Raw genomic sequence first — 20,676 nt, forward strand, 5'->3', positions numbered from 1 at the left:
CGCCATCGCCTGGAACGCTGTCCGCGATGGGAATGGAATCACTGTCCGCCATCAGTGGAATGCGCAATTTCCCGAGCGCGGCCGACCAGCGGGAGCACGTGCACCCTCGCCTGCTTGCGCGCGCCCTTGCCATCGAGCAGCACGATTTCCCCCGGATCGGCCGTCACGTCCACGTCGGCAGAGGTGACGCGCAGCAGTTGGGTTGGACGCTGGCCACCCAACATCAGGTCCAGCTCCAGCGCCAGGCGCGTCATCGTGCTCAACCCCGACAGCCTGGCCATGTAGGCCTGCAATTCGGCCTCGCTCAGCACCCGTTGCCCGGCCTTGTTGTAGTGGGCCATGGACGGCATGGCCGCCACCGGGTTGCTTTCGATGCGGAACCCGCACAGCGACTGCGGTGCGTCGGGGTCGAAGTCGGCGCGAATGGCCGCCGCGTAGGCGGCATGCAGGTAGCTGCGCGCCTTGCCGGCTGTGCGCCCCTTCTTGGCGTCGACCAGCCGCGCCAGCACCGGGCGCAGTTCGGCCGGCTTGATTTCTGCCGCCTTGCGGTCTGCCAGCTCGGGGAATGGCTCCAGAACGTGCAGGCGCAGGATGCTTTCCGCGTCCTTCCAATCGACCTTCTCCGCGCGCTCAAGGCCGCTGGTGTACCCGGCAAGCAGCGCCCGCAGTGTCCCGCGGGTGGCTTCGGTCCGGGCCTGGCGCTCAGCCTCATCGGCGGCCATGCGTTCCCGCTCGATCGCCCGCTGCTCAGCTTCAAGGTGTGCCCGCAGGTCGGTCACACCGGCCCGGAGCAGCGCGGTCAGCTTGTTCGCCTCGTCGCGCGCAGCCGCCAGCGTCAGGCCCCGCGCCCCCGATTGCTGGTACTCGCCCAGCGGCAGGCTTTGCCGCCCCGCAGCGCCCGAGGCGCGGAAGTAGAACAGCTTCTTGCCGTTGGGCTGGATGCGGACGCAAAGCCGCCCCGCGCCGCGCGCGCCACCGTCAGATAGCCAGTTGTCGACCAGCCGTGTGCCGCCATCGCTGCCCGTCAGTGTCTTGGGCTTCGCGCCCTGAATCGTTCGGTCGGAGAGTGCCACCTTGATCCCGCTCCCTGTAGTCCGTCTGTCGCCCCGGCGCCGATCTCGTTGCCGTATGGTTGCCGTTTGTCGGCGGCTGAATGCGGATCAGCGCGAACAAATGCAAACTCATTCTAGACGCAAACTACTGTCACACATAGGGAATTTCCATCAACGGCAACCGAAGGCGGACTATCGTGAATACAGCGCGGTCGGACTGTTAATCCGCAGGTCCCTGGTTCGAGCCCAGGTCGGGGAGCCATATAAGGCAAGGAAAGCCCGCTATGCAAACGCTAGCGGGCTTTTTCTTTGGGGGCGTCATCTGGCCAGCAAGACTGCGGCGTTCTCAGGGTATCGAAGTTTCAGCCAGCTTGACCGACCAACACCCAATGCGCTCGGGCTCAGGCGGCTTGAGTGTTGCCCGCACTGGGGCATAAAGAAAGGGGCTACAGCTTCAATAGCTGTAGCCCCTTGTGTGGGTTGGTCGGCGTGGCGGGATTCGAACTCGCGACCCCTTGCACCCCATGCAAGTGCGCTACCAGGCTGCGCTACACGCCGACAAGCCTGCCATTATAGCGTGTGCAGATCGTGCCACTGCGAGATGGTGAGCAGATCGCGGATTTCCTTCAGCTCGCGCTCGACTTCGCGGATCTGCTCGGGCATCAGCTGCAGTTCGTCGAACGCGACGCTGTCGCCGAACTCGCTGGGAATCGGCTCTTCAGCGTCGAACTCGTCGACGCCATGCAGCATGACCTCGCCGGCGCGTGCGCGATCACGCTCATGCTGCGCCAGTTCCTGCAGCTTGCTGCGCGCACCGTTGATCGTGAACCCCTGGTCGTACAGCAGTTCGCGAATGCGGCGGATCATGAGCACTTCGTGGTGCTGGTAGTAGCGCCGGTTGCCCCGCCGCTTCATGGGACGCAGCTGCGTGAATTCCTGCTCCCAGTAACGCAGCACGTGTGGCTTGACGCCGCACAGATCGCCCACCTCACCAATGGTGAAGTAGCGTTTGGCGGGGATCGGGGGGAGATTCTTCTCCATTGAAAATCACGAACTTGCGCAGCGAACTTTCTAGATTAGCGCAAGTTGGAAAGTCCGGCCACACCGCATGTGGCATCAGGCCTGGTCAACCCCTGAACAGGGGGGTATGCAAAGCTGCGCGTGCGACGACTTCAAGCAAGGTCGGGCGCCGCACCCGGTGCTGCATCTGCCTGCAGCTGATCCTTCAGCTTCTGGCTGGCGTGGAAGGTCACGACCCGGCGCGCCGCGATGGGGATCAGTTCCCCGGTGCGCGGGTTGCGACCTGGGCGGGGCGCTTTCACGCGCATCTGGAAGTTGCCGAAGCCCGACAGCTTGACCTCGCCACCGGCCACCAGCTCCGCACTGATGACGTCGAAGAAGGCGTCGACCATGTCCTTGGATTCGCGCTTGTTCAGGCCGATCTGCTCGAACAACATCTCGGCCAATTGCGCCTTGGTGAGTGCCGAGGTTTCGAGGCTGTCCACCGCCAGGGCCAGAAAATCAGTGGGCTGCGCTGTCATGCATGTCTCCCGGGTTGATCGACTGCGCTCAGCCGCGCAGCCGCGCGCCCAGGTCGGCTTGCAGGCGCTCGACCACGGCTTTGACGACGCCGTCGATGCGCTCGTCGGTCAATGTGTCTTGGTCGCTGGCCAGCACCAGGCGCACTGCCAGGCTTTTCTCGGCCGCGGCCATGTGGGCAGCGGCTTCGCCGCCGGGTTTGGGGCGGTAGATGTCGAACAGCGTGGCGCCACGCAGCAGGCCCTCGCTGGGCGCAGCGTGCACCGCCTGCATCAACTGCTGGTGCGTCACGCCTTCCGGCACCACGACGGCGATGTCGCGCTCGGTCGATTGGCGGCGCGATACGGGTTCGGCGTGTGGCAACTGGCGCGCCATCACGGCGTCCAGCGCCAGCTCGAACAGCACCGGCGCCTGCGGCAGCTCCCATTGCTGGCGCCAGCGCGGGTGCAGTTCGCCGACGAAGCCGATGGCTTGGCCGTCCAGCAGAACGCGGGCACTGCGGCCGGGGTGCAGCGCGGGGTGCTCGGCGCGCTCGAACACCGCCTGACGCGGGCTGAGCAGCGCCTCGACGTCGCCCTTGACGTCGAAGAAGTCGACGGGGGCCTGCTTGCCCTGCCAGCCCTGCCGGCTGGCCGGCCCGTAGGCCACGCCGGCCACGCGCATGGGCTGCGCGATGCCGCGCACGGTGCTGTCGCTGGCGGGCACCGCCGCATCGCGCGTGAACACGCGTCCAACCTCGAACACGCGCACGCGGTCGGCGCGGCGGTCGGTGTTGTGCTTCACCACCTGCAGCAAGGAGCCCATGAGCGACGAGCGCATCACGCTCATCTGGCTGGCGATGGGGTTGAGCAGGCGCACCGGATCAGGGTTGCCGGCCAGGTCGCGCTCCCAGGCTTCATCCACGAAGCTGAAGTTGATCGTCTCCAGATAACCCAGGCCGGCCAGCGCACGGCGAACGGCGAACGCGCCGCGCCGCGATTCGGACCGCACGCGCGGCACGATGGGCGCCAGCGGCGCGGCTTCGGGCAGGTTCTGGTAACCCACCAGGCGCGCCACCTCTTCGATCAGGTCTTCCTCGATGCGCAGATCGAAGCGGTAGGCGGGCGGGGTCACGGTGACCGTGCCCTCGCCTTCGCTCACGGGCAGGCCCAGGCGGCGGAACACGTCGGCGCACTGCGCCTGCGTGAGCGGCATGCCGATGACCTTGGCCGCGCGCGCCACGCGCAGCGTGACGGGCGCGGGCTGCGGCATGGCCGGTTGCTGGTCGTCGATGGGGCCGCACACGGTGGCGGGCGTGCCGCAGATGTCGACGATGAGCTGGCTGATGCGCTCGATGTGCGCCACCGTCAGATCAGGATCGACGCCGCGCTCGAAGCGGTGGCCCGCGTCGGTGGAGAAGTTGAAACGGCGCGAACGGCCGGCCACCGCGTCAGGCCACCAGAAGGCGGCTTCGACGTAGACGTGCTTCGTGTCGTCCGACACCGCCGTGGCGTCGCCGCCCATGATGCCGGCCAGCGATTCGACCTCGCGGTCGTCGGCGATCACGCCCACCGTCTCGTCGACGGTGACGGTGTTGCCGTTCAGCAGCTTGAGCTGTTCGCCCGCCCGGCCCCAGCGCACGTCCAGCGCGCCGTGGATCTTGTCGAGGTCGAAGATGTGCGACGGGCGGCCGTACTCGAACATCACGTAGTTCGAGATGTCGACCAGCGCCGTCACGCTGCGCTGGCCGCAGCGGGCCAGGCGGTCGACCATCCAGGCCGGCGTGGCCGCCTGCGTGTTGACGTTCTCGATCACGCGGCCGGAGAAGCGGCCGCACAGGTCGGGCGCGCTGACCTTGACGGGCAGCACCCTGGACGAACCCATCGCCACCGGCGCGATGGCGGGCGTGGTCAGCGGCGTGTTCGTCAGCGCCGACAGCTCGCGCGCCACGCCGTAGACGCTGAGCACGTGGCCCAGGTTGGGCGTGAGCTTGAGGGTGAACACGGCATCGTCCAGCCGCAGCGTGTCGCGGATGTTCTGGCCCACGGGGGTATCGGCGGGCAGCTCCAGCAGGCCGCCATGGTCGTCCGACAGTTGCAGCTCGCGGGCCGAGCACAGCATGCCCTGGCTTTCCACGCCGCGCAGCTTGCCCAGCTTGATGGCGAAAGGTTTGCCATCTTCGCCCGGCGGCAACTCGGCCCCCACCAGCGCGCACGGCACCTTGATGCCGGCGCGGGCGTTGGGCGCGCCGCACACGATGTTCAGCAAGCTGCCCTGCCCCACGTCGACTTGGCACACGCGCAGGCGGTCGGCGTTGGGGTGCTGCTCGGCCTGCTTGATCTCGCCGACCACCACCTGGGTGAACGGCGGCGCCACCGGGCGCACCTCTTCCACCTCGAACCCGCCCATGGTCAGCACGTCGGCGAGTTGTTCGGTGGTCAGGGGCGGGTTGCAGAACTCGCGCAACCAGGATTCAGGAAATTGCATGGCAAAGGGTCAGATTACTTTTTGATAGCTGCTTGCGCTTGTCCACAAACGATTTCAAATAGTTTTTATACTGAAATCCATATGTGGCAAGCGCAAGCAGCTCCTGAATTCATATCAACGGAACTGCGACAGAAAGCGCACGTCGCCTTCGAAGAACAGGCGCAGGTCGTTCACGCCGTAGCGCAGCATGGCCAGGCGGTCGATGCCGGAGCCGAAGGCGAAGCCGATGAAGCGCTCCGGGTCGAGCCCCATGTTGCGAACCACCTGCGGATGCACCTGGCCCGAGCCGGAAACTTCAAGCCACTTGCCGGCCAGCGGCCCGGTCTGGAACCGGATATCGATCTCGGCGCTGGGCTCGGTGAACGGGAAGTAGCTGGGCCTGAAACGCAGCACCAGGTCGTCGGTCTCGAAGAAGGCCTTGCAGAAATTCAGGTAGGTGACCTTCAGGTCCTTGAAGCTCACGTTCTCGCCCAGCCACAGGCCCTCGACCTGGTGGAACATGGGCGAGTGCGTGGCGTCGTTGTCGACGCGGTAGGTGCGGCCGGGCACGATGACGCGCACCTCGGGGATCTCGCCCGCCGCCAGGGCCGCCGCGTGCCGCTTGGCGTGCGCGGTGGCGTAGCGGATCTGCATCGGGCTGGTGTGCGTGCGCAGGCAGTACGGATGGCCCTCGTCGTCGTTCATGTCGACGTAGAAGGTGTCCTGCATCGAGCGCGCCGGGTGGTTGGGCGGGTTGTTCAGCGCGGTGAAGTTGAACCAGTCGTTCTCGATCTCCGGGCCGTCGCCCACGTCGAAGCCCATGCTGCCGAAGATCTGCTCGATGCGCTCCCACGCCAGGCTGACGGGGTGCAGGCCGCCCTGCCCGCGCGCGCGGCCGGGCAGGGTCACGTCCAGCGCCTCGGCCTGCAGCTGGCGCTCCAGCTCGGCATCGGCCAGGGCCTGGCGGCGCGCGTTCAGGGCCGCCTCGATGGCCTGCTTGGCCTGGTTGATGGTGGCGCCGCGGGTCTTCTTCTCGTCGACCGACAGCTGCGCCATGCCCTTCATAAGTTCGGTCACCCGGCCTGCCTTGCCGAGGAACTGCGCCTTGGCGTTCTCCAGATCGGCCGGCGTGGTGGCACGGGCAAAGCTGTCACTGGCGCTTTGAACCAGGTCGCGAAGGTCTTCGGAGGCGGTGGCGGTACTCATCGGTGCAGCGGCGGGAACGTCTTTTGAAAATGAAAAAGGGATTGAAGCCTAATCGGCCTCAACCCCTTGAACCGCCTGCGCAACCAGCTATTGAAAACGTAGTATGCGGGCGGCGCCGGAATCAGGCCAGCTTGGCCTTGGCCTGCTCCACGATGCCGGCAAAAGCGGCCTTGTCGTGCACGGCGATGTCGGCCAGAACCTTGCGGTCCAGCGTGATCCCGGCCTTGTTCATGCCGTTGATGAACTGGCTGTAGGTGATGCCGCATTCACGCGCGGCGGCGTTGATACGGGCGATCCACAGGCGACGGAAGTCGCGCTTCTTGTTGCGGCGGTCACGGTAGGCGTACTGGCTCGCCTTCATCACCGCCTGTTTGGCGACGCGATAGACGTTCTTGCGGCGGCCACGGAAACCCTTGGCCAGGGCCAGCACTTTCTTGTGACGAGCACGGGCGGTTACACCACGTTTGACGCGAGGCATGTGTTTTCTCCTTGTCCGTCAGTTGATCAGAGGCCGGCAAAGGGCAGCATCTGCGCCATGTGACCCATGTTGGTCTCATGCACATTCACCGCACCACGCAGCTGGCGCTTGTTCTTGGTGGTTTTCTTGGTCAGGATGTGACGCTTGAAGGCTTGACCGCGCTTGACGGTGCCACCCGGACGGACGCGAAAACGCTTCTTCGCGCTGCTCTTGGTCTTCATTTTGGGCATTTCAAATGCTCCTTTTGCTTGTGCTCGCGAGGCGTGCGCAAAACTGCTTTGCACCCTTGTTGGCCCCGAGCCACTTCTTGGGCGGCCGCGCCTTGCAGCGCGCCGCCGTTGGCAGGCCTTGCAACCTGCCGGTTCGCCGGGCGAACCCGGCAAATCTCTTCAAACTGTCTTTGAAACCCGCCAGCCGCTCAGGCGGCCGCCGGTTGCTGCTCCGATGCCGCCGGCTTGCCGGCTGCACCCCCTGCGGGCTTCTTGCGCGCCGGGGCGATCATCATGATCATCTGGCGGCCTTCCAGCTTGGGAAACTGCTCGACGATGATGCTGTCGGCCAGTTCGTCGCGGATGCGGTTCAGCAGCGCCATGCCCAGTTCCTGGTGCGTGATCTCGCGGCCGCGAAAGCGCAGCGTGACCTTCACCTTGTCGCCATCGCCCAGAAAGCGGCGGATGTTGCGCATCTTGATGTTGTAGTCGCCATCGTCGGTACCGGGGCGGAACTTGACTTCCTTGATCTCGATGACCGTCTGCTTGGCCTTGGCCTCGGCGGCCTTCTTCTGCTCCTGGTACTTGAACTTTCCATAGTCCATCAGGCGGCAGACAGGCGGGGTGGCCGTGGCGACGATCTCGACCAGGTCCACATCCAGTTCACCGGCCATGCGCAACGCCTCCTGCAGGGGCACGATGCCCAGGGGTTCGTTGTCGGGGCCGTTGAGGCGAACCTCGGGAGCCATGATTTCACGGTTCAGACGATGCGCGCGCTCCTCCCGGTGGCGGCGGTCACGAAAATTGGTAGCGATGGCAAGAATCCTTTATCAAAAAATGCTACGAAAAACGCAGCTACTCCCGCACAATCCACGCGGACCAGAGCTGGTTTTCACGTAAAAAATCAGGCTTTGGAAGCGATGTCCTGCGCGATGCGTTTGGCAAACGCATCGAGGGACATCACACCGAGGTCTTGGTTGCCCCGGACGCGCACTGCGACGGCGCCAGCTTCCTTCTCCTTGTCGCCGACGACGAGGATATACGGCAGCTTTTGCAACGAATGCTCGCGTATTTTATACGTGATCTTCTCGTTGCGCAGGTCGGTTTCCACCCTAAGCCCTTGATTTCGCAGCGTTTTGGCCACGCTTTGCACGTAATCGACCTGCGCGTCGGTGATGCCCGTGACCACCACCTGCACCGGCGACAGCCACACCGGCAGTGCGCCAGCGTGCTCCTCGATCAGGATGCCGATGAAGCGCTCCAGGCTGCCGACGATGGCGCGGTGCAGCATCACCGGGCGGTGGCGCGCGCCATCTTCACCCACGTATTCGGCGTCCAGGCGCTCGGCCATGGAGAAGTCGACCTGGATGGTGCCGCACTGCCACTGACGGCCAATGGCGTCCTTCAGCGTGTACTCGATCTTGGGGCCGTAGAAGGCGCCCTCGCCCGGCGAGATCTCGTAAGCGCAGTTGGACGCCCGCAGGCTCTCCATCAGCGCGTGCTCGGCCTTGTCCCAGCTCTCGTCCGAGCCAATGCGCTGCTCGGGCCGGGTGGCCACCTTGTAGATGATGTCGCTGAAGCCGAAGTCCTTGTAGACCTTCTGCAGCAGGGCCGTGTAGGCGGTGCACTCGGGCAGGATCTGGTCCTCGGTGCAGAAAATGTGGCCGTCGTCCTGCGTGAAGGCGCGCACGCGCATGATGCCGTGCAGGCCGCCCGTGGGCTCGTTGCGGTGGCAGGCGCCGAACTCGCCATAGCGCAGCGGCAGGTCGCGGTAGCTCTTCACGCCCTGCTTGAAGATCATGATGTGGCCGGGGCAGTTCATCGGCTTGAGCGCGTAGTCGCGCTTCTCGCTCTCGGTGATGAACATGTTCTCACGGTACTTGTCCCAGTGGCCGGTCTTCTCCCACAGGGTCTTGTCGAGCAGTTGCGGACCCTTCACCTCGTGGTAGCCGTTGTCGCGGTACACGCGGCGCATGTACTGCTCCACCTCCTGCCACAGCGTCCAGCCCTTGGGGTGCCAGAACACGGTGCCGGGCGAATGCTCGTCGATGTGGAACAGGTCCAGTTCCTTGCCGAGCTTGCGGTGGTCGCGCTTTTCGGCCTCCTCCAGCATCGTCAGGTACTGCTTGAGCTCTTCCTTGCTGGCCCAGGCGGTGCCGTAGATGCGCTGCAGCATCTCGTTGCGGTGGTCGCCACGCCAGTAGGCGCCGGCCACCTTCATCAGCTTGAAATGCTTGAGCTTGCCGGTGCTGGGCACGTGCGGGCCGCGGCACAGGTCCTCGAAGGCGCCCTCGCGGTACAGCGACACATCTTCGTTGGTCGGGATGCTGGCGATCAGCTCGGCCTTGTAGGCCTCGCCCATGCCCTTGAAGTATTCGACGGCGGCATCGCGCGGCAACACGCGGCGCACCACCGGCTCGTCCTTGGCGGCCAGTTCGCTCATCTTCTTCTCGATGGCGGCCAGGTCGTCGGGCGTGAAGGGGCGCTTGTAGCTGAAGTCGTAATAAAAGCCGTTCTCGATCACCGGGCCGATGGTGACCTGCGCGTCCGGGAACAGCTCCTTCACCGCATAGGCCAGCAGGTGGGCGGTGGAGTGGCGGATCATCTCCAGCCCCTCCGGGTCCTTGGCGGTGATGATCGACAGCCGGGCATCCTGCGCGATCGGGTAGCTGGTGTCGACCAGCCTGTCGTCCACCTTGCCGCCCAGGGCGGCCTTGGCCAGGCCGCTGCCGATGGATTGCGCCACTTCGGCCACCGTCACCGGACCATCGAACTGGCGCTGCGAGCCGTCGGGAAGCGTGATCTGAACCATGAAGAAACCTTTGAATGCGTGAAAACCTGAAAAAAAGCGATGGTTGCGGGCGGCAAGAAAAAAGCGCGGCCTGAAAGCCGCGCTTTGGAATCCTCTTGTGCAGCGCCCCTGACAGGATGCGCCTGAACCCGACCCGCGAACGGCCTAGACCTTGCCCCTTGCCAACGTAGTTCGCGGTGTCATAACCGGGTTGCCTTTCTCGCTCTTATCCAGATGGGTGAAATGGGTGCGCGCTGCGCGCGATCAAGCTGGGCATTTTACCCGTTTTGACGCACTGCAGCACGCCGGCGGCCCGCGACTGTGAAGCGCGGGTAAAGAGCGCGTCCGAAAGCGTTCGCCGGTCGGCGCTGTAGCGGGCGGCGCCGTTGAAAGCGTGAGGCGGGCGGCCCGGTGGGTTTGGCCGCTCACCTTTCTTCTGGAGTCTGCAGTCATGAAAGCAAGCACTGATCGACCGACGCTGGCCCGCCTCACCCTTGCCGCCGGTGCGCTCGCCGCGGCGGCGGCCCTCGCGGGGTGCGTCGTGGCGCCCGTGCCTGGCACCGTCTACAGCGACCCCTACGGTTACCCGAGCACCCCGGCCACCGTCTACGCGCCCATGGCGCCGCCGGCCCCGTATTACGAGGTGCAGCCGGCCCTGCCCTACCCCGGTGCGATCTGGATCAACGGCTACTGGAACTGGAGCGGCAACCGGCACCACTGGGTGCCCGGCCGCTATGAGCGCCCGCGCCCCGGCTATCGCTGGCAGCCTCACCGCTGGGACCGCTCGCCGCGCGGCGGCTGGTACCTGCAGGGCGGCGGCTGGGTGCGCTGAGCGGGTGAACGCCACCGCGCGGATGCATCAGCGAATATGTGTCAAACAGGGCTCCAGCGCCCGTCTGTCAAGCGCAAGCAGCTATTGATAAAATAGCGCTCTTGCTGCGGCTACGTCAGGCGCTTTCCACCACCTGCCCCGCCACGTTGTCCACCATCACGGGCGTGTCGAAGTAGGTGACCACCGGGTCGGTGTGGTACTTGCTGCGGATGAACTCGCGCCAGGCGGCGTCGTACACGCGCTCGGCGTCGGCGCGCGTCTGCCACAGGTAAACGCCGCCGGCCGTCAGGCCGTCTTCGGACAGGATGTAGTGCTTGCGCACCAGGCCTTGCATGGCCAGGTAGCGCGGCGCGGTGCTGGCGAACACGGCGCGCGCCTGCTCGACGGTCATGCGCTCGGGCAGCTTGAATTGGACCAGGGCGGTGATCATGGGCGTTCTCCTTGGGTGATGCGCGCAGTGTGCCCCAAGCCACCCCGCGCGCACAAAAAAAGCCGCGGCGAACCGCGGCTTTCAAGTCTCCTCGATGACCGGCGGGGCCGGTCAACCTTCTTCTGTGTGGATCAATGGAACTGCTCTTCCTCGGTCGAGCCGGTCAGCGCCTTCACGCTGGAGGAGCCGCCCTGGATGACGGTGGTCACGTCGTCGAAGTAACCGGCGCCCACTTCCTGCTGGTGCGACACGAAGGTGTAGCCCTGCTCGCGCGCGGCGAATTCCGGCTCCTGGATCATTTCGACGTAGTGCTTCATGCCCTCGCCGCGCGCGTAGGCGTGGGCGAACTTGAAGGTGTTGTACCAGTTGCTGTGGATACCGGCCAGCGTGATGAACTGGTACTTGTAGCCCAGCGCGGACAGCTCGTCCTGGAACTTGGCGATGGTGGCGTCGTCCAGGTTCTTCTTCCAGTTGAAGGACGGCGAGCAGTTGTACGACAGCAGCTTGCCCGGGTGCTTGGCCAGCACGGCCTGCGCGAATTCGCGGGCGAAGCCCAGGTCGGGCGTGCCGGTTTCGCACCACACCAGGTCGGCGTAGGGGGCGTAGGCCACGCCGCGGCTGATGGCCTGCTCCAGGCCGTTCTTCACGCGGTAGAAGCCCTCTTGCGTGCGCTCGCCGGTCAGGAACGGCTTGTCGTTGGCGTCGTGATCAGAGGTGATCAGGTTGGCGGCCTCGGCGTCGGTGCGGGCCAGGATGATGGTGGGCACGCCCATCACGTCGGCGGCAAAGCGCGCGGCGATCAGCTTCTCGCAAGCCTCTTGCGTGGGCACCAGCACCTTGCCACCCATGTGGCCGCACTTCTTCACGGCGGCCAGCTGGTCTTCGAAGTGCACGCCGGCGGCACCGGCGGCCACCATGTTCTTCATCAGTTCGAAGGCGTTCAGCACGCCGCCGAAGCCGGCTTCGGCATCCGCCACGATGGGCAGGAAGTAGTCGATGAAGTCCTTGTCGCCAGGGCCGACGCCGCGGCCCCACTGGATTTCATCGGCGCGCTTGAAGGTGTTGTTGATGCGGCGCACCATGGTCGGCACCGAGTCGTAGGCGTACAGCGACTGGTCGGGGTACATGGTCTCGGAGGTGTTGCCGTCGGCGGCCACCTGCCAGCCCGACAGGTACACGGCCTCCAGGCCCGCCTTGGCCTGCTGCATGGCCTGGCCAGCGGTGATGGCGCCGAAGGCGTTGACGTAGCCCTTCTTGGCTTCGCCGTTGACCAGGCCCCACAGCTTCTCGGCGCCGCGCTTGGCCAGCGTGTACTCGATCGGCAGGCTGCCGCGCAGGCGCACCACGTCGGCGGCGCTGTAGCCGCGCTTGATGCCCTTCCAGCGGGGGTTGGTGGCCCAGTCTTTTTCCAGGGCGGCGATCTGCTGTTCGCGGCTGAGTTGCTCGTTGGTGTTCGGCATTGAAAAGCTCCAGTAGAGAAGGTTGAGGTGAACTCGGTCGGTGGCAGCCTTTGGGCTTCACCGGTGACGCAATCATAACTCTTATATAAGACTTAGCAAGATTCTTATGTCTTATAGAAGACAAATTTTTCTTCATTGAAAATCAATGGCTTAAGGCATTCATTTCGCAATGCAGAAATTTATCTTTCGTATTGAGAAAAAATGTGGCGCTGCAACATCCGGACATCTCACGATGCAGATTGACAATTTCTTGATATGAAAAATTGCGCGGCGCCTCGATCAAGACCTTCCACCACCAGCGCCGCGCTGCCGCGAGGCCTGCGGGCGTAACCGATTGCGGCATGATGCGATGCTGATCGCCCAGGGTGCAATGCTTCGTATTTGCTTGATGGGCAACCAGTCTCCGACAGCGTTGTGGGAGCGGGCTGGCCCGCGATCAAGCGCTGGTGGCGACGAGGCGCCTTATCGCGGGCAAGCCCGCTCCCACACAGCGAATGCGGTCCGCGCGGCATCTGCAACTTCTGGATGATCGATCAGAAAATGATAGCTTCTTGCGCCCATTGAAAGCCGGTTTCCACTTCAAATCGATCTGAAACGACGGATCAACAGGCGCAAGAAGCTATCATTATTGAACCTCCCTGAGCACCTCATGCCACCGCCCTTCACCCCCAGCCGGCCGCTGGCCTACGCCTGCCTGGCGCTGTCGATGGCGCTGGTGGGCAGCTACGTGGCGCTGTCCAAGCCGCTGGCGGCGATCTTTCCGGTGCTGCTGCTGGCCTGGCTGCGCTTCGGCATCGGGGGCGTGGCCATGCTGCACTGGCTGAAGAAGCCGCCCGACGAGCCGCCGCTGACGCCGCGCACCCGCCGCCTGCTGTTTCTCGAATCCTTCCTCGGCAACTTCCTGTTCACGCTGTGCATGATCACCGGCGTGAAGCTCACCACCGCGGTGTCGGCCGGCGTCATCCTGGCCGCCATTCCGGCGGCGGTGGCGGTGCTCAGCTGGCTGTTCCTGCGCGAGCGCGTGGCGGCGCGCGTGTGGGCCGGCGTGGCCTGCGCGGTGCTCGGCATCGCGCTCGTGGCGCTATCGAAGCAGGAGCTGCCGGCGCCCTCCCCTTCTGCACTCGCGCCCTCCAACACTGCCCACCTGGCCTGGCTGGGCAACCTGCTGCTGATCGGCGCGGTGCTGTGCGAGGCCAGCTACGCCGTCATCGGCAAGTCGCTCACGGCCAGCCTGTCGCCGCGCCGCATCAGCGCGCTGATCAACGGCTGGGGCTTCGTGCTGAGCACGCCCTTCGGCCTGTGGCTGGCCTGGCGCTTCGACTTCGGCGCCGTGCCGGCGTCGATGTGGGTGCTGCTGGTGTTCTACGCACTGGCCGCCTGCATGTGGACGGTGTGGCTGTGGATGACCGGGCTGAAAAGCGTGCCCGCCGCGCAGGCCGGCGTGTTCACCGTGCTGCTGCCCATCAGCGCCGCGGCCGTCGGCGTGCTGGTGCTGGGCGAGCGCCTGAGCACGCTGCAGCTGCTGGCCTACGGCGTGGCGCTGACCGGCGTGCTGCTGGCCACGCTGCCGTCGCGCGCGGCGTGGCGCGTGGGCCGGCGCTGATTGCTATCAACTGCATAGCTTCTCGCGCTTTTCCCGCAAGGCCTGCAAGCAAGAAGCACTGATGACCCCGGCGGCCGCCCGATCACGTCATCCACCATGCACCGGCCGCGCCCCGCGCCGCCGCCAGTCAGCCGCCTGCCGCACCGGCGCGCCAGCCCTCGCCCAAAGCGCCGCCCCGCGCTGAAAAAAAAGCAACATCACAGAGGGAAAAAGCGCGTTTCCCCCTTGGAAGCGTGCTACTTATCCAGTAGCATCCCGTTCAGCCGGCGGATGCGCATGCACAGGCTGGCCAGATAACACGACTTTTCCAACAAAGAGGATCAGCAACCATGGCAACTGCAAAGAAAGCTCCGGCGAAGAAAGCCGCCCCGGCCAAGAAGGCTGCACCGGCGAAAAAAGCCGCCGCGCCCGCCAAGAAGGCCGCCGCCCCGGCCAAGAAGCGCACCCCCAGCGCCGCCTTCATGAAGGCCATGACGCCCAGCGCCGAGCTGGCCGCCGTGATCGGCGCCAAGCCGGTGCCGCGCACCGAGGTGACCAAGAAGGTGTGGGAATACATCAAGGCCAACAAGCTGCAGGACAGCGTGAACAAGCGCAACATCAACGCCGACGCCAAGCTGAAGCCCATCTTCGGCAAGGCCCAGGTGACGATGTTCGAGATGACCAAGCTCATCAACAACCACCTGTCCTGATCCAGCCGAACCGCGCAGGCAGCAAAAAACCGGCTTTCTCAGCCGGTTTTTTTATTGGTCAAATCAGCCTGTACCGCCCGCCGGTATTGCGCGAGCAGCTATCTTTTCAGAAGCAAACTCACTTCGCGCCAGCCTTGTTCTCGATCGCGTCCAGCGTGGTGCGCGTGGTGATCACCTGCTCGCTCAGCACCACCTCGATCAACGTGCCCTGCCGGCGCGCCAGCGCCTCGCGCAGCGCCGGCTCGAACTGTTCGGTGCGCTCCACGCGCACGCCGGCGTAGCCGTAGCTTTCGGCCAGCTTCACGAAATCGGGGTTCACCAGTTCGGTGCCAGCGCGCCGGTGCGGGTACTCGCGCGCCTGGTGCATGCGGATGGTGCCGTACACGCCGTTGTTCAGCACCACGACGATGGTGCGGGCGCCGTACTGATGGGCCGTGGCCAGCTCCTGCCCGTTCATCAGAAAGTCGCCGTCGCCGGCGATGGTGACCACCGTGCGCCCGGTGGTGATGGCGCAGGCGATGCCCGCCGGCACGCCGTAGCCCATGGCGCCGTTGGTGGGCGCAAGTTGCGTCTTGTGGCCCTTGGCGATGCCGTGGTAGTGAAAGTAGCGGTGCGCCCAGCTGGCAAAGTTGCCGGCGCCGTTGGTGAGGGCGGCGTCCTCGGGCAGCAGCTGCTGCAGCGTGCAGATGATGGCGTGCATGTCCACCGGGCCGGGCAGCGGCTGCGGCTGCATGTTGGCGACGTGGTCGGCATGCACGGCTTGGGTCCAGTCGCGCCAGGGCTGCTCGTCTGGCGCTTGCAGCGCCGCCAGCGCGGCGGCGGTGGCCGGCAGGCTGGCGCACAGGGCCAGGTCGGGCTGGTACACGCGGCCCAGCTCCTCGGCGCTGGTGTGCACGTGGATCAGCTGCTGCGTCGGCCGCGGCACGCACAGCAGGCGATAGCCGCTGGTGGTCATCTCGCCCAGGCGCGGGCCGATGGCGAGGATCAGGTCGGCATCGGTGATGCGCTGGCCCAGCCTGGGGTTGATGGCGATGCCCACGTCGCCGGCGTACAGCGGGTGGTGGTTGTCGAAGGTGTCCTGAAAGCGCATGGCGTTGCCCACCGGCAGTTGCCAGGCTTCGGCAAACGCCTGCAAGTCGCGCGCGGCCTCGGGCGTCCAGCCGCCACCGCCCACGATGACCATCGGCCGCTTCGCTTTCAGCAGCATCTCGCGCAGGCGCTGCATGGATTCGGGCGCGGGCTGGTAGGCGGGCGGCTGCCAGCGCGGCATGGGCTGCAGGGTGTCGGGCACGGGCTGGGTCAGCATGTCCTCGGGCAACACCAGCACCACCGGGCCGGGGCGGCCGTTCAGCGCGGTGGCAAAGGCGCGCGCCACGTATTCGGGCAGGCGCTCGGCGCTGTCGATGCGCTCGACGCGCTTGGCCATGCCGAAGGCGCCGAAGAAGGCGCTGTAACCCACCTCTTGGAACGCCTCGCGGTCGCGCTGGTCGCTGGCCACATCGCCGACGAACAGCACCATAGGCGTCGAATCCTGGCTGGCCGTGTGCACGCCGATGCTGGCGTTGGTCGCCCCCGGCCCGCGCGTGACAAAGCACACGCCCGGCCGCCGCGTGAGCTTGCCGTGCGCCTCGGCCATGAAGGCGGCACCGCCCTCCTGCCGGCAGATGACGAAGTCGATCGCGTCGCGGTGCTGGTGAAAGCCGTCCAGCACCGCCAGATAGCTTTCGCCCGGCACGCCGAACGCGTGGGTGACGCCCTGGGCCAGAAGGCATTCGACGAGAAGGTGGCCTGCGATGCGAGTCATGCGCTGATTCTTTCAAAAAAAACCGATGGCCGCGGAGCAGGCCGTGCCAGCGAACGTCGCGCTCGGACCTGCGCCGAGCGCTGGCGTTGTCCCCCTTCCCGCAGAGAGAAGGGGGAAGCGCCCTCAGGCGCTCAGGGGGTTGTACCCGAATTCGTGCGCTTGCCCACCCCCAGAGCTGCCACCACCGACAGCGCCAGGAACACCGCCGCCAGCAGCAGCGTGGCCGTGTACAGGGCGCGGTCCATGAAGAAGCCGTAGATCAGCGGCGCGATGGCAAAGCCCGTGTCCAGGCCCGAATAGACGGTGCCGTACACGCGCCCGGTGGCGCCCTTGGGCGTGGCCTTCTTGATCATCATGTCGCGGCTCGGCCCGCCGATGCCGACGGCGAAACCGGTGGCTGCCAGCATCGCCATCGAGCCGAAACCGCCCAGCCAGCCGGTAGCCGCCACCACGATCAGCACCGCGCCCGCGCCCATCGACCCCGCCACCACGCGGTCGGTGGCGGCCGGCACGCGCGCCGCCACGAAGCCGCCCACGAACATGCCCAGCGCGCCCGCCAGCATGTAGGCCGTGATCATCGTCGTGGCCGATTCGAAGCTGACCCCGTGCATCGCCTGCATGATGGGCGAGGCGAAGTTCTGCACCACCGCCAGCGTCATGGTCGACAGCAGGAAGAACGCAAAGCACCACCACACCACCGGCAGCCGCAGAAAGGCCACGTCGCTGCCCTTGGGCGCGTCGGCCGCGCGGCGCACCACCTCGGTCTTCAGGTGCGCGCGCTTGGCCACCAGCACCGCCAGGATGCACGCGTACATCAGCGCCGCCGCCAGATAGCCCGAGCGCCAGCCCTGCCAGGCGGTGAAGAACAGCAGAAACACCGGCGTCAGCGCCCAGCCCAGGTTGCCCGACAGGCCGTGCGCGCTGAAGGCGTAGCCCAGCCGGTGAGTCGACACGCGCTGGTTCAGGATCGAGAAATCCACCGGGTGAAACGGCGCGTTGCCCAGCCCGGCGAACATGGCCACCAGCATCAGGCCCCAGTAACCCTGCGCGAAGTAGCCCGCCAGACAGGCGCAGATGAAGCTGACGAACGACGCGAACAGCACCGGCCGCGCCCCCACCTTGTCGACCAGAAACCCCGCCGACGCCTGCCCCGTGCCCGAGATGACGAAGAACACCGTCATCAGAAAGCCGAGCTGCGAGAACGACAGCCCGAACTCCTGCGCGAACACCGGAAACAGCGGCGGCAGCAGCAGATGGGCAAAGTGCGAACTGGCGTGAGCCAGGCCCACCAGCCCGATCACCGCCGCGTCGTCGCGCAACGGAACGGGGGCAGGCATCTGGCCGGAAGCGGCGGCGGTGGTCGACATGGGGAGCGATGGTACGCGCTGGATCGGCAGGACGCCGTCACGGGGTCATGGCCGGGCGTGGATGGCGTGATGCGAGGATCAGGCCTCATTTCATCTCGACCCGCAGGTCGTCGATGAAGTAACGGGCCACCGTCAGGTCACCGCGCGCGGAGCGATAAACCAGCTTCCAGCCAATGGTCGAACGGCCGCTGACGTCGAACGCCAGCTGCGCTTGCCGCCATCCTTTGACTTCAGACAGATGCTGGCCGCAGAACGCCATCCGGTGCTGCCATTCGCCTCCATCGAAACGATAGAACACGCTCAGATCCGTGTCGCAGTTGAACTGTTCACGCGGTTGATGGTTGGATGTGGACAGCCTGAAGAAGCTCAGCGTTCCCGTCTGCCTGCCCTGGACTGCAAAGTCTTCCAGCCGGCGAAACGATGCGCTCAGGATCGCTTCACGCGGGCGCGGACTCCACCACGGCATACCGAGCCCGCGCTGGGGAGCGAGCCCGACAAACTCCACCGCACGCTGGCCGGAGCGGCTGCAGCCGGTGACACCGGCCACCCTGGTGTGCGCCGCCCCGGACGACCACAGCGGTGTGCCTTGTTCAAAGGACGTGTCCAGCAACAGGCCGTCACGCGCCGGTGGCTGATCCACGGCACTGAACGAGCGGGCGTCAGCCGGCCCTGCATGCGAACACAGCTCCGCCAGCCGGGCCTCGAGCTGCCCGGCACTCGCCTTCTGCACCCGCGTGTCGTCGACATCCAGCATGCCCACCACGCCGGCCACCATCGCGGCACAGCCATACAGCAACGCCGCCCACTCGAACGACGGTGTGCTGTATCTGGCGCACAACGTGCGCGGCCGGTCCAGCAGCCGCGACCGGCCACGCACGAAAACGGCGAGCGTCAGGAGCACACCCAGATAGATCAGGCCGCCATGCCAAACCAGCGCGGGTCGCACGCCCCCGACGCCCATGAACACCACCACCAGCGCGGCGACAACCGGCGCAAGGAGCGCGGCGTCTACCCACGGGGTTCTTCGGGTTGACCCGTCGACGGACATCTCGTGGATCTCGTGCACGGAATCGCTTCAAGCCCAAGCGTTCATATTGTCGCCGCGCAGCCGTGATGCCGCAGCGAAAACACGGTCACAGCAGCTTGCGGATCCACCCCATCATCCGATCGAAGCGCGCGCCGTAGGGCGGGTACAGCAGCTGCCCCATGGCCCAGCGCGACTGCACGAACACCGCCTTCTGGTGCGTGAAGCGCAGAAAACCCGTTTCGCCATGGTACGCACCCAGGCCGCTGTCGCCCACGCCGCCGAAGGGCAGGCCGTCGTGCGTGATGTGCATCAGCGTGTCGTTCACCGTCACGCCGCCGCTCACGGTGCGCTGCAGCACCTGGTCGCGCGCCGCGGTGTCGGTGCCGAACCAGTACAGCGCCAGCGGGCGCGGCTGGGCGTTGATGTGGGCGACGGCCTGGTCCGGCGTGTCGCAGGGCAGCACCGGCAGGATGGGTCCGAAGATTTCTTCCTGCAGCAGGCGCATCGACGGCTGCGCGCCGAACACCAGCACCGGGCGCAGCTGGCGCGCCCTGCCCTCGCCCGCCGGCGGCCCCACGTCCTCGACCTGCGCGCCGCCTGCGCGGGCCTCGTCCAGCAAGGCTTGCAGGCGCGCCTGGTGGCGCTCGGTGACGATGGCGGCGTAGTCGGGGTTGCCTTCCAGGCGCGGAAACAGCCGTGCCACGGCGGCGCGGTAGGCGGCGCTGAACTCGGCCTCGCGCCCGCGCGGCAGCAGCAGGTAGTCGGGCGCGATGCAGGTCTGGCCGCCGTTGAGCAGCTTGCCGTGGGCGATCTTCAGCGCTGCGCCTTCAAAATCAGTACACGACGCATCGACGATGCAGGGCGACTTGCCGCCCAGTTCCAGCGTGGTCGGCGTCAGGTTGCGCGCCGCGGCCTCGGCCACCTTGCGGCCGACGGCGGTGGAGCCGGTGAAGAACAGGTGGTCGAACGGCAGCGCTGCGAACTCGGCCGCCACGTCCGCCCCGCCCTGCACCACGGTGAATTCGTCGGGCGCGAAGTGCCTGGCCACCAGCTCGGCCAGCAGCGCCGACGTGCGCGGCGTGATCTCGCTGGGTTTCAGCATCACCCGGTTGCCCGCCGCCAGCGCCGTGGCCGCGGGGCCCAGGGTGAGCTGCAGCGGGTAGTTCCACGGCCCGATGACGCCCACCACGCCCAGCGGCTGGCGCTGGATGTGGCCGCGCCCCGGCATCAGATAAAGCGGCGTGCGCACGCGCTGCGGCCGCGACCAGCGCGCCAGGTGGCGCCGCAAATCGCCCAGCATGGCGCGCAGCACGAACAGGTCAGCGATCTCGGTCAGGCGCCCGCCGCGGATCCCGAAGTCGGCCTGCACGGCATTCGTCAGCGCGGTGGTGTGCTCATCCAGCAGGCGTGCCACGCGGGCAAGCCGGTCGTGGCGCTCGGCCACCGATGGCGGCGTGGCGTGGCGCGAGCGCTGGTGCTGCGCGTCGAACAGGGTTTGAGGATTCAATGTGTCTGGCTCCGGTGGGCAAGGCGTGCCGCTGGCGCCAGTGTGCCAAAAGCTGCGGGCGGCACCGTTCAGCCGGGCCGCCCGCAGCGTCATGGAATCAGAAATACAGGGGAGTATGGGTCTTCAGCGCTTACGTATCAAGCGCTGTCAGACATCACATCAGGGAGTATAAATCCGTCGTCCCTGCTCGTTCCGTGTCAGCCGGTAGGCTGGGTAGAGCGCAGCGAAACCCAGCAG

General features: G+C 66.2%; 19 protein-coding genes and 1 tRNA gene. 3 read left to right on the plus strand and 17 right to left on the minus strand.

The features are described from left to right. Nucleotides 1–38 precede the first annotated feature (38 nt). From ACFSCU_RS15330 to thrS, 10 genes are all read right to left on the minus strand, one after another. Nucleotides 39–1,073: an integrase arm-type DNA-binding domain-containing protein gene (locus tag ACFSCU_RS15330; RefSeq protein ID WP_377561090.1), complete on the minus strand. Its 1,035-nt coding sequence runs from the start codon at nucleotides 1,071–1,073 to the stop codon at nucleotides 39–41. Nucleotides 1,074–1,533: 460 nt separating this feature from the next. Continuing rightward, nucleotides 1,534–1,610: transfer RNA gene (locus tag ACFSCU_RS15335), tRNA-Pro, on the minus strand. A gap of 12 nt (nucleotides 1,611–1,622) precedes the next feature. Further along, nucleotides 1,623–2,093 carry a MerR family transcriptional regulator gene (locus ACFSCU_RS15340; protein ID WP_377561091.1) on the minus strand — a complete coding sequence of 157 codons (471 nt, stop codon included), beginning with the start codon at nucleotides 2,091–2,093 and terminating at the stop codon, nucleotides 1,623–1,625. Nucleotides 2,094–2,224: 131 nt separating this feature from the next. Further along, the gene (locus ACFSCU_RS15345; protein WP_333707637.1) at nucleotides 2,225–2,593 is read right to left on the minus strand and encodes an integration host factor subunit alpha; all 369 of its coding nucleotides are present in this window, start codon (nucleotides 2,591–2,593) and stop codon (nucleotides 2,225–2,227) included. 28 nt (nucleotides 2,594–2,621) lie between these two features. Further along, nucleotides 2,622–5,057: a phenylalanine--tRNA ligase subunit beta gene (gene pheT, locus ACFSCU_RS15350; protein WP_377561092.1), complete on the minus strand. Its 2,436-nt coding sequence runs from the start codon at nucleotides 5,055–5,057 to the stop codon at nucleotides 2,622–2,624. A gap of 114 nt (nucleotides 5,058–5,171) precedes the next feature. Further along, the gene (pheS, locus tag ACFSCU_RS15355) at nucleotides 5,172–6,242 is read right to left on the minus strand and encodes a phenylalanine--tRNA ligase subunit alpha (protein ID WP_180549163.1); all 1,071 of its coding nucleotides are present in this window, start codon (nucleotides 6,240–6,242) and stop codon (nucleotides 5,172–5,174) included. A gap of 121 nt (nucleotides 6,243–6,363) precedes the next feature. After that, nucleotides 6,364–6,720, minus strand: a complete 357-nt coding sequence (gene rplT, locus ACFSCU_RS15360; RefSeq protein ID WP_180549164.1) for a 50S ribosomal protein L20 — start codon at nucleotides 6,718–6,720, stop codon at nucleotides 6,364–6,366. Nucleotides 6,721–6,746: 26 nt separating this feature from the next. Beyond that, nucleotides 6,747–6,950, minus strand: a complete 204-nt coding sequence (rpmI, locus tag ACFSCU_RS15365; RefSeq protein ID WP_028601240.1) for a 50S ribosomal protein L35 — start codon at nucleotides 6,948–6,950, stop codon at nucleotides 6,747–6,749. Nucleotides 6,951–7,138: 188 nt separating this feature from the next. Then, nucleotides 7,139–7,753 carry a translation initiation factor IF-3 gene (infC, locus tag ACFSCU_RS15370; protein ID WP_333707648.1) on the minus strand — a complete coding sequence of 205 codons (615 nt, stop codon included), beginning with the start codon at nucleotides 7,751–7,753 and terminating at the stop codon, nucleotides 7,139–7,141. Between the two features lie 80 nt (nucleotides 7,754–7,833). After that, complete coding sequence (thrS, locus tag ACFSCU_RS15375; RefSeq protein ID WP_180549165.1) at nucleotides 7,834–9,741, minus strand: threonine--tRNA ligase; 1,908 nt, start codon at nucleotides 9,739–9,741, stop codon at nucleotides 7,834–7,836. Nucleotides 9,742–10,171: 430 nt separating this feature from the next. On the opposite strand from thrS, the gene ACFSCU_RS15380 reads away from it, so the two are divergent. After that, a complete protein-coding gene (locus tag ACFSCU_RS15380) occupies nucleotides 10,172–10,552 on the plus strand; it encodes a YXWGXW repeat-containing protein (RefSeq protein ID WP_180549166.1) in 381 nt (126 codons plus the stop codon). A 115-nt stretch (nucleotides 10,553–10,667) separates the two neighbouring features. On the opposite strand, the gene ACFSCU_RS15385 is transcribed toward ACFSCU_RS15380, so the two are convergent. The 3 genes from ACFSCU_RS15385 to ACFSCU_RS15395 all read right to left on the minus strand — a co-directional run bounded on the left by ACFSCU_RS15385 (nucleotide 10,668) and on the right by ACFSCU_RS15395 (nucleotide 12,785). After that, the gene (locus tag ACFSCU_RS15385; protein ID WP_180549167.1) at nucleotides 10,668–10,982 is read right to left on the minus strand and encodes a YdhR family protein; all 315 of its coding nucleotides are present in this window, start codon (nucleotides 10,980–10,982) and stop codon (nucleotides 10,668–10,670) included. 131 nt (nucleotides 10,983–11,113) lie between these two features. Beyond that, nucleotides 11,114–12,442, minus strand: coding sequence for an isocitrate lyase (aceA, locus tag ACFSCU_RS15390; protein WP_377561093.1), 1,329 nt, complete (start codon nucleotides 12,440–12,442; stop codon nucleotides 11,114–11,116). Nucleotides 12,443–12,584: 142 nt separating this feature from the next. Next, nucleotides 12,585–12,785, minus strand: a complete 201-nt coding sequence (locus ACFSCU_RS15395) for a hypothetical protein (RefSeq protein WP_377561094.1) — start codon at nucleotides 12,783–12,785, stop codon at nucleotides 12,585–12,587. Nucleotides 12,786–13,091: 306 nt separating this feature from the next. Between ACFSCU_RS15395 and ACFSCU_RS15400 the strand changes: the two genes are divergently transcribed. After that, nucleotides 13,092–14,045 (plus strand): DMT family transporter, encoded by a 954-nt coding sequence (locus tag ACFSCU_RS15400; RefSeq protein WP_377561095.1) that lies wholly within the window; start codon nucleotides 13,092–13,094, stop codon nucleotides 14,043–14,045. Between the two features lie 329 nt (nucleotides 14,046–14,374). Next, complete coding sequence (locus ACFSCU_RS15405) at nucleotides 14,375–14,734, plus strand: SWIB/MDM2 domain-containing protein (protein ID WP_377561096.1); 360 nt, start codon at nucleotides 14,375–14,377, stop codon at nucleotides 14,732–14,734. Between the two features lie 118 nt (nucleotides 14,735–14,852). Here the strand turns inward: ACFSCU_RS15405 and ACFSCU_RS15410 are convergent, their stop codons facing one another. From ACFSCU_RS15410 to ACFSCU_RS15425, 4 genes are all read right to left on the minus strand, one after another. After that, a complete protein-coding gene (locus ACFSCU_RS15410; protein ID WP_180549168.1) occupies nucleotides 14,853–16,538 on the minus strand; it encodes a thiamine pyrophosphate-binding protein in 1,686 nt (561 codons plus the stop codon). 131 nt (nucleotides 16,539–16,669) lie between these two features. After that, the gene (locus ACFSCU_RS15415; RefSeq protein ID WP_377561097.1) at nucleotides 16,670–17,905 is read right to left on the minus strand and encodes an MFS transporter; all 1,236 of its coding nucleotides are present in this window, start codon (nucleotides 17,903–17,905) and stop codon (nucleotides 16,670–16,672) included. A gap of 85 nt (nucleotides 17,906–17,990) precedes the next feature. Beyond that, on the minus strand, nucleotides 17,991–18,971 hold the full coding sequence (locus tag ACFSCU_RS15420) for a hypothetical protein (RefSeq protein ID WP_377561098.1): 981 nt from the start codon (nucleotides 18,969–18,971) through the stop codon (nucleotides 17,991–17,993). A gap of 67 nt (nucleotides 18,972–19,038) precedes the next feature. Beyond that, nucleotides 19,039–20,439 carry a coniferyl aldehyde dehydrogenase gene (locus ACFSCU_RS15425; RefSeq protein ID WP_373368240.1) on the minus strand — a complete coding sequence of 467 codons (1,401 nt, stop codon included), beginning with the start codon at nucleotides 20,437–20,439 and terminating at the stop codon, nucleotides 19,039–19,041. Nucleotides 20,440–20,676 lie beyond the last annotated feature (237 nt).

Source organism: Ottowia beijingensis, assembly GCF_042680925.1.
GTDB classification, from domain to species: Bacteria; Pseudomonadota; Gammaproteobacteria; order Burkholderiales; family Burkholderiaceae_C; genus Ottowia; species Ottowia beijingensis.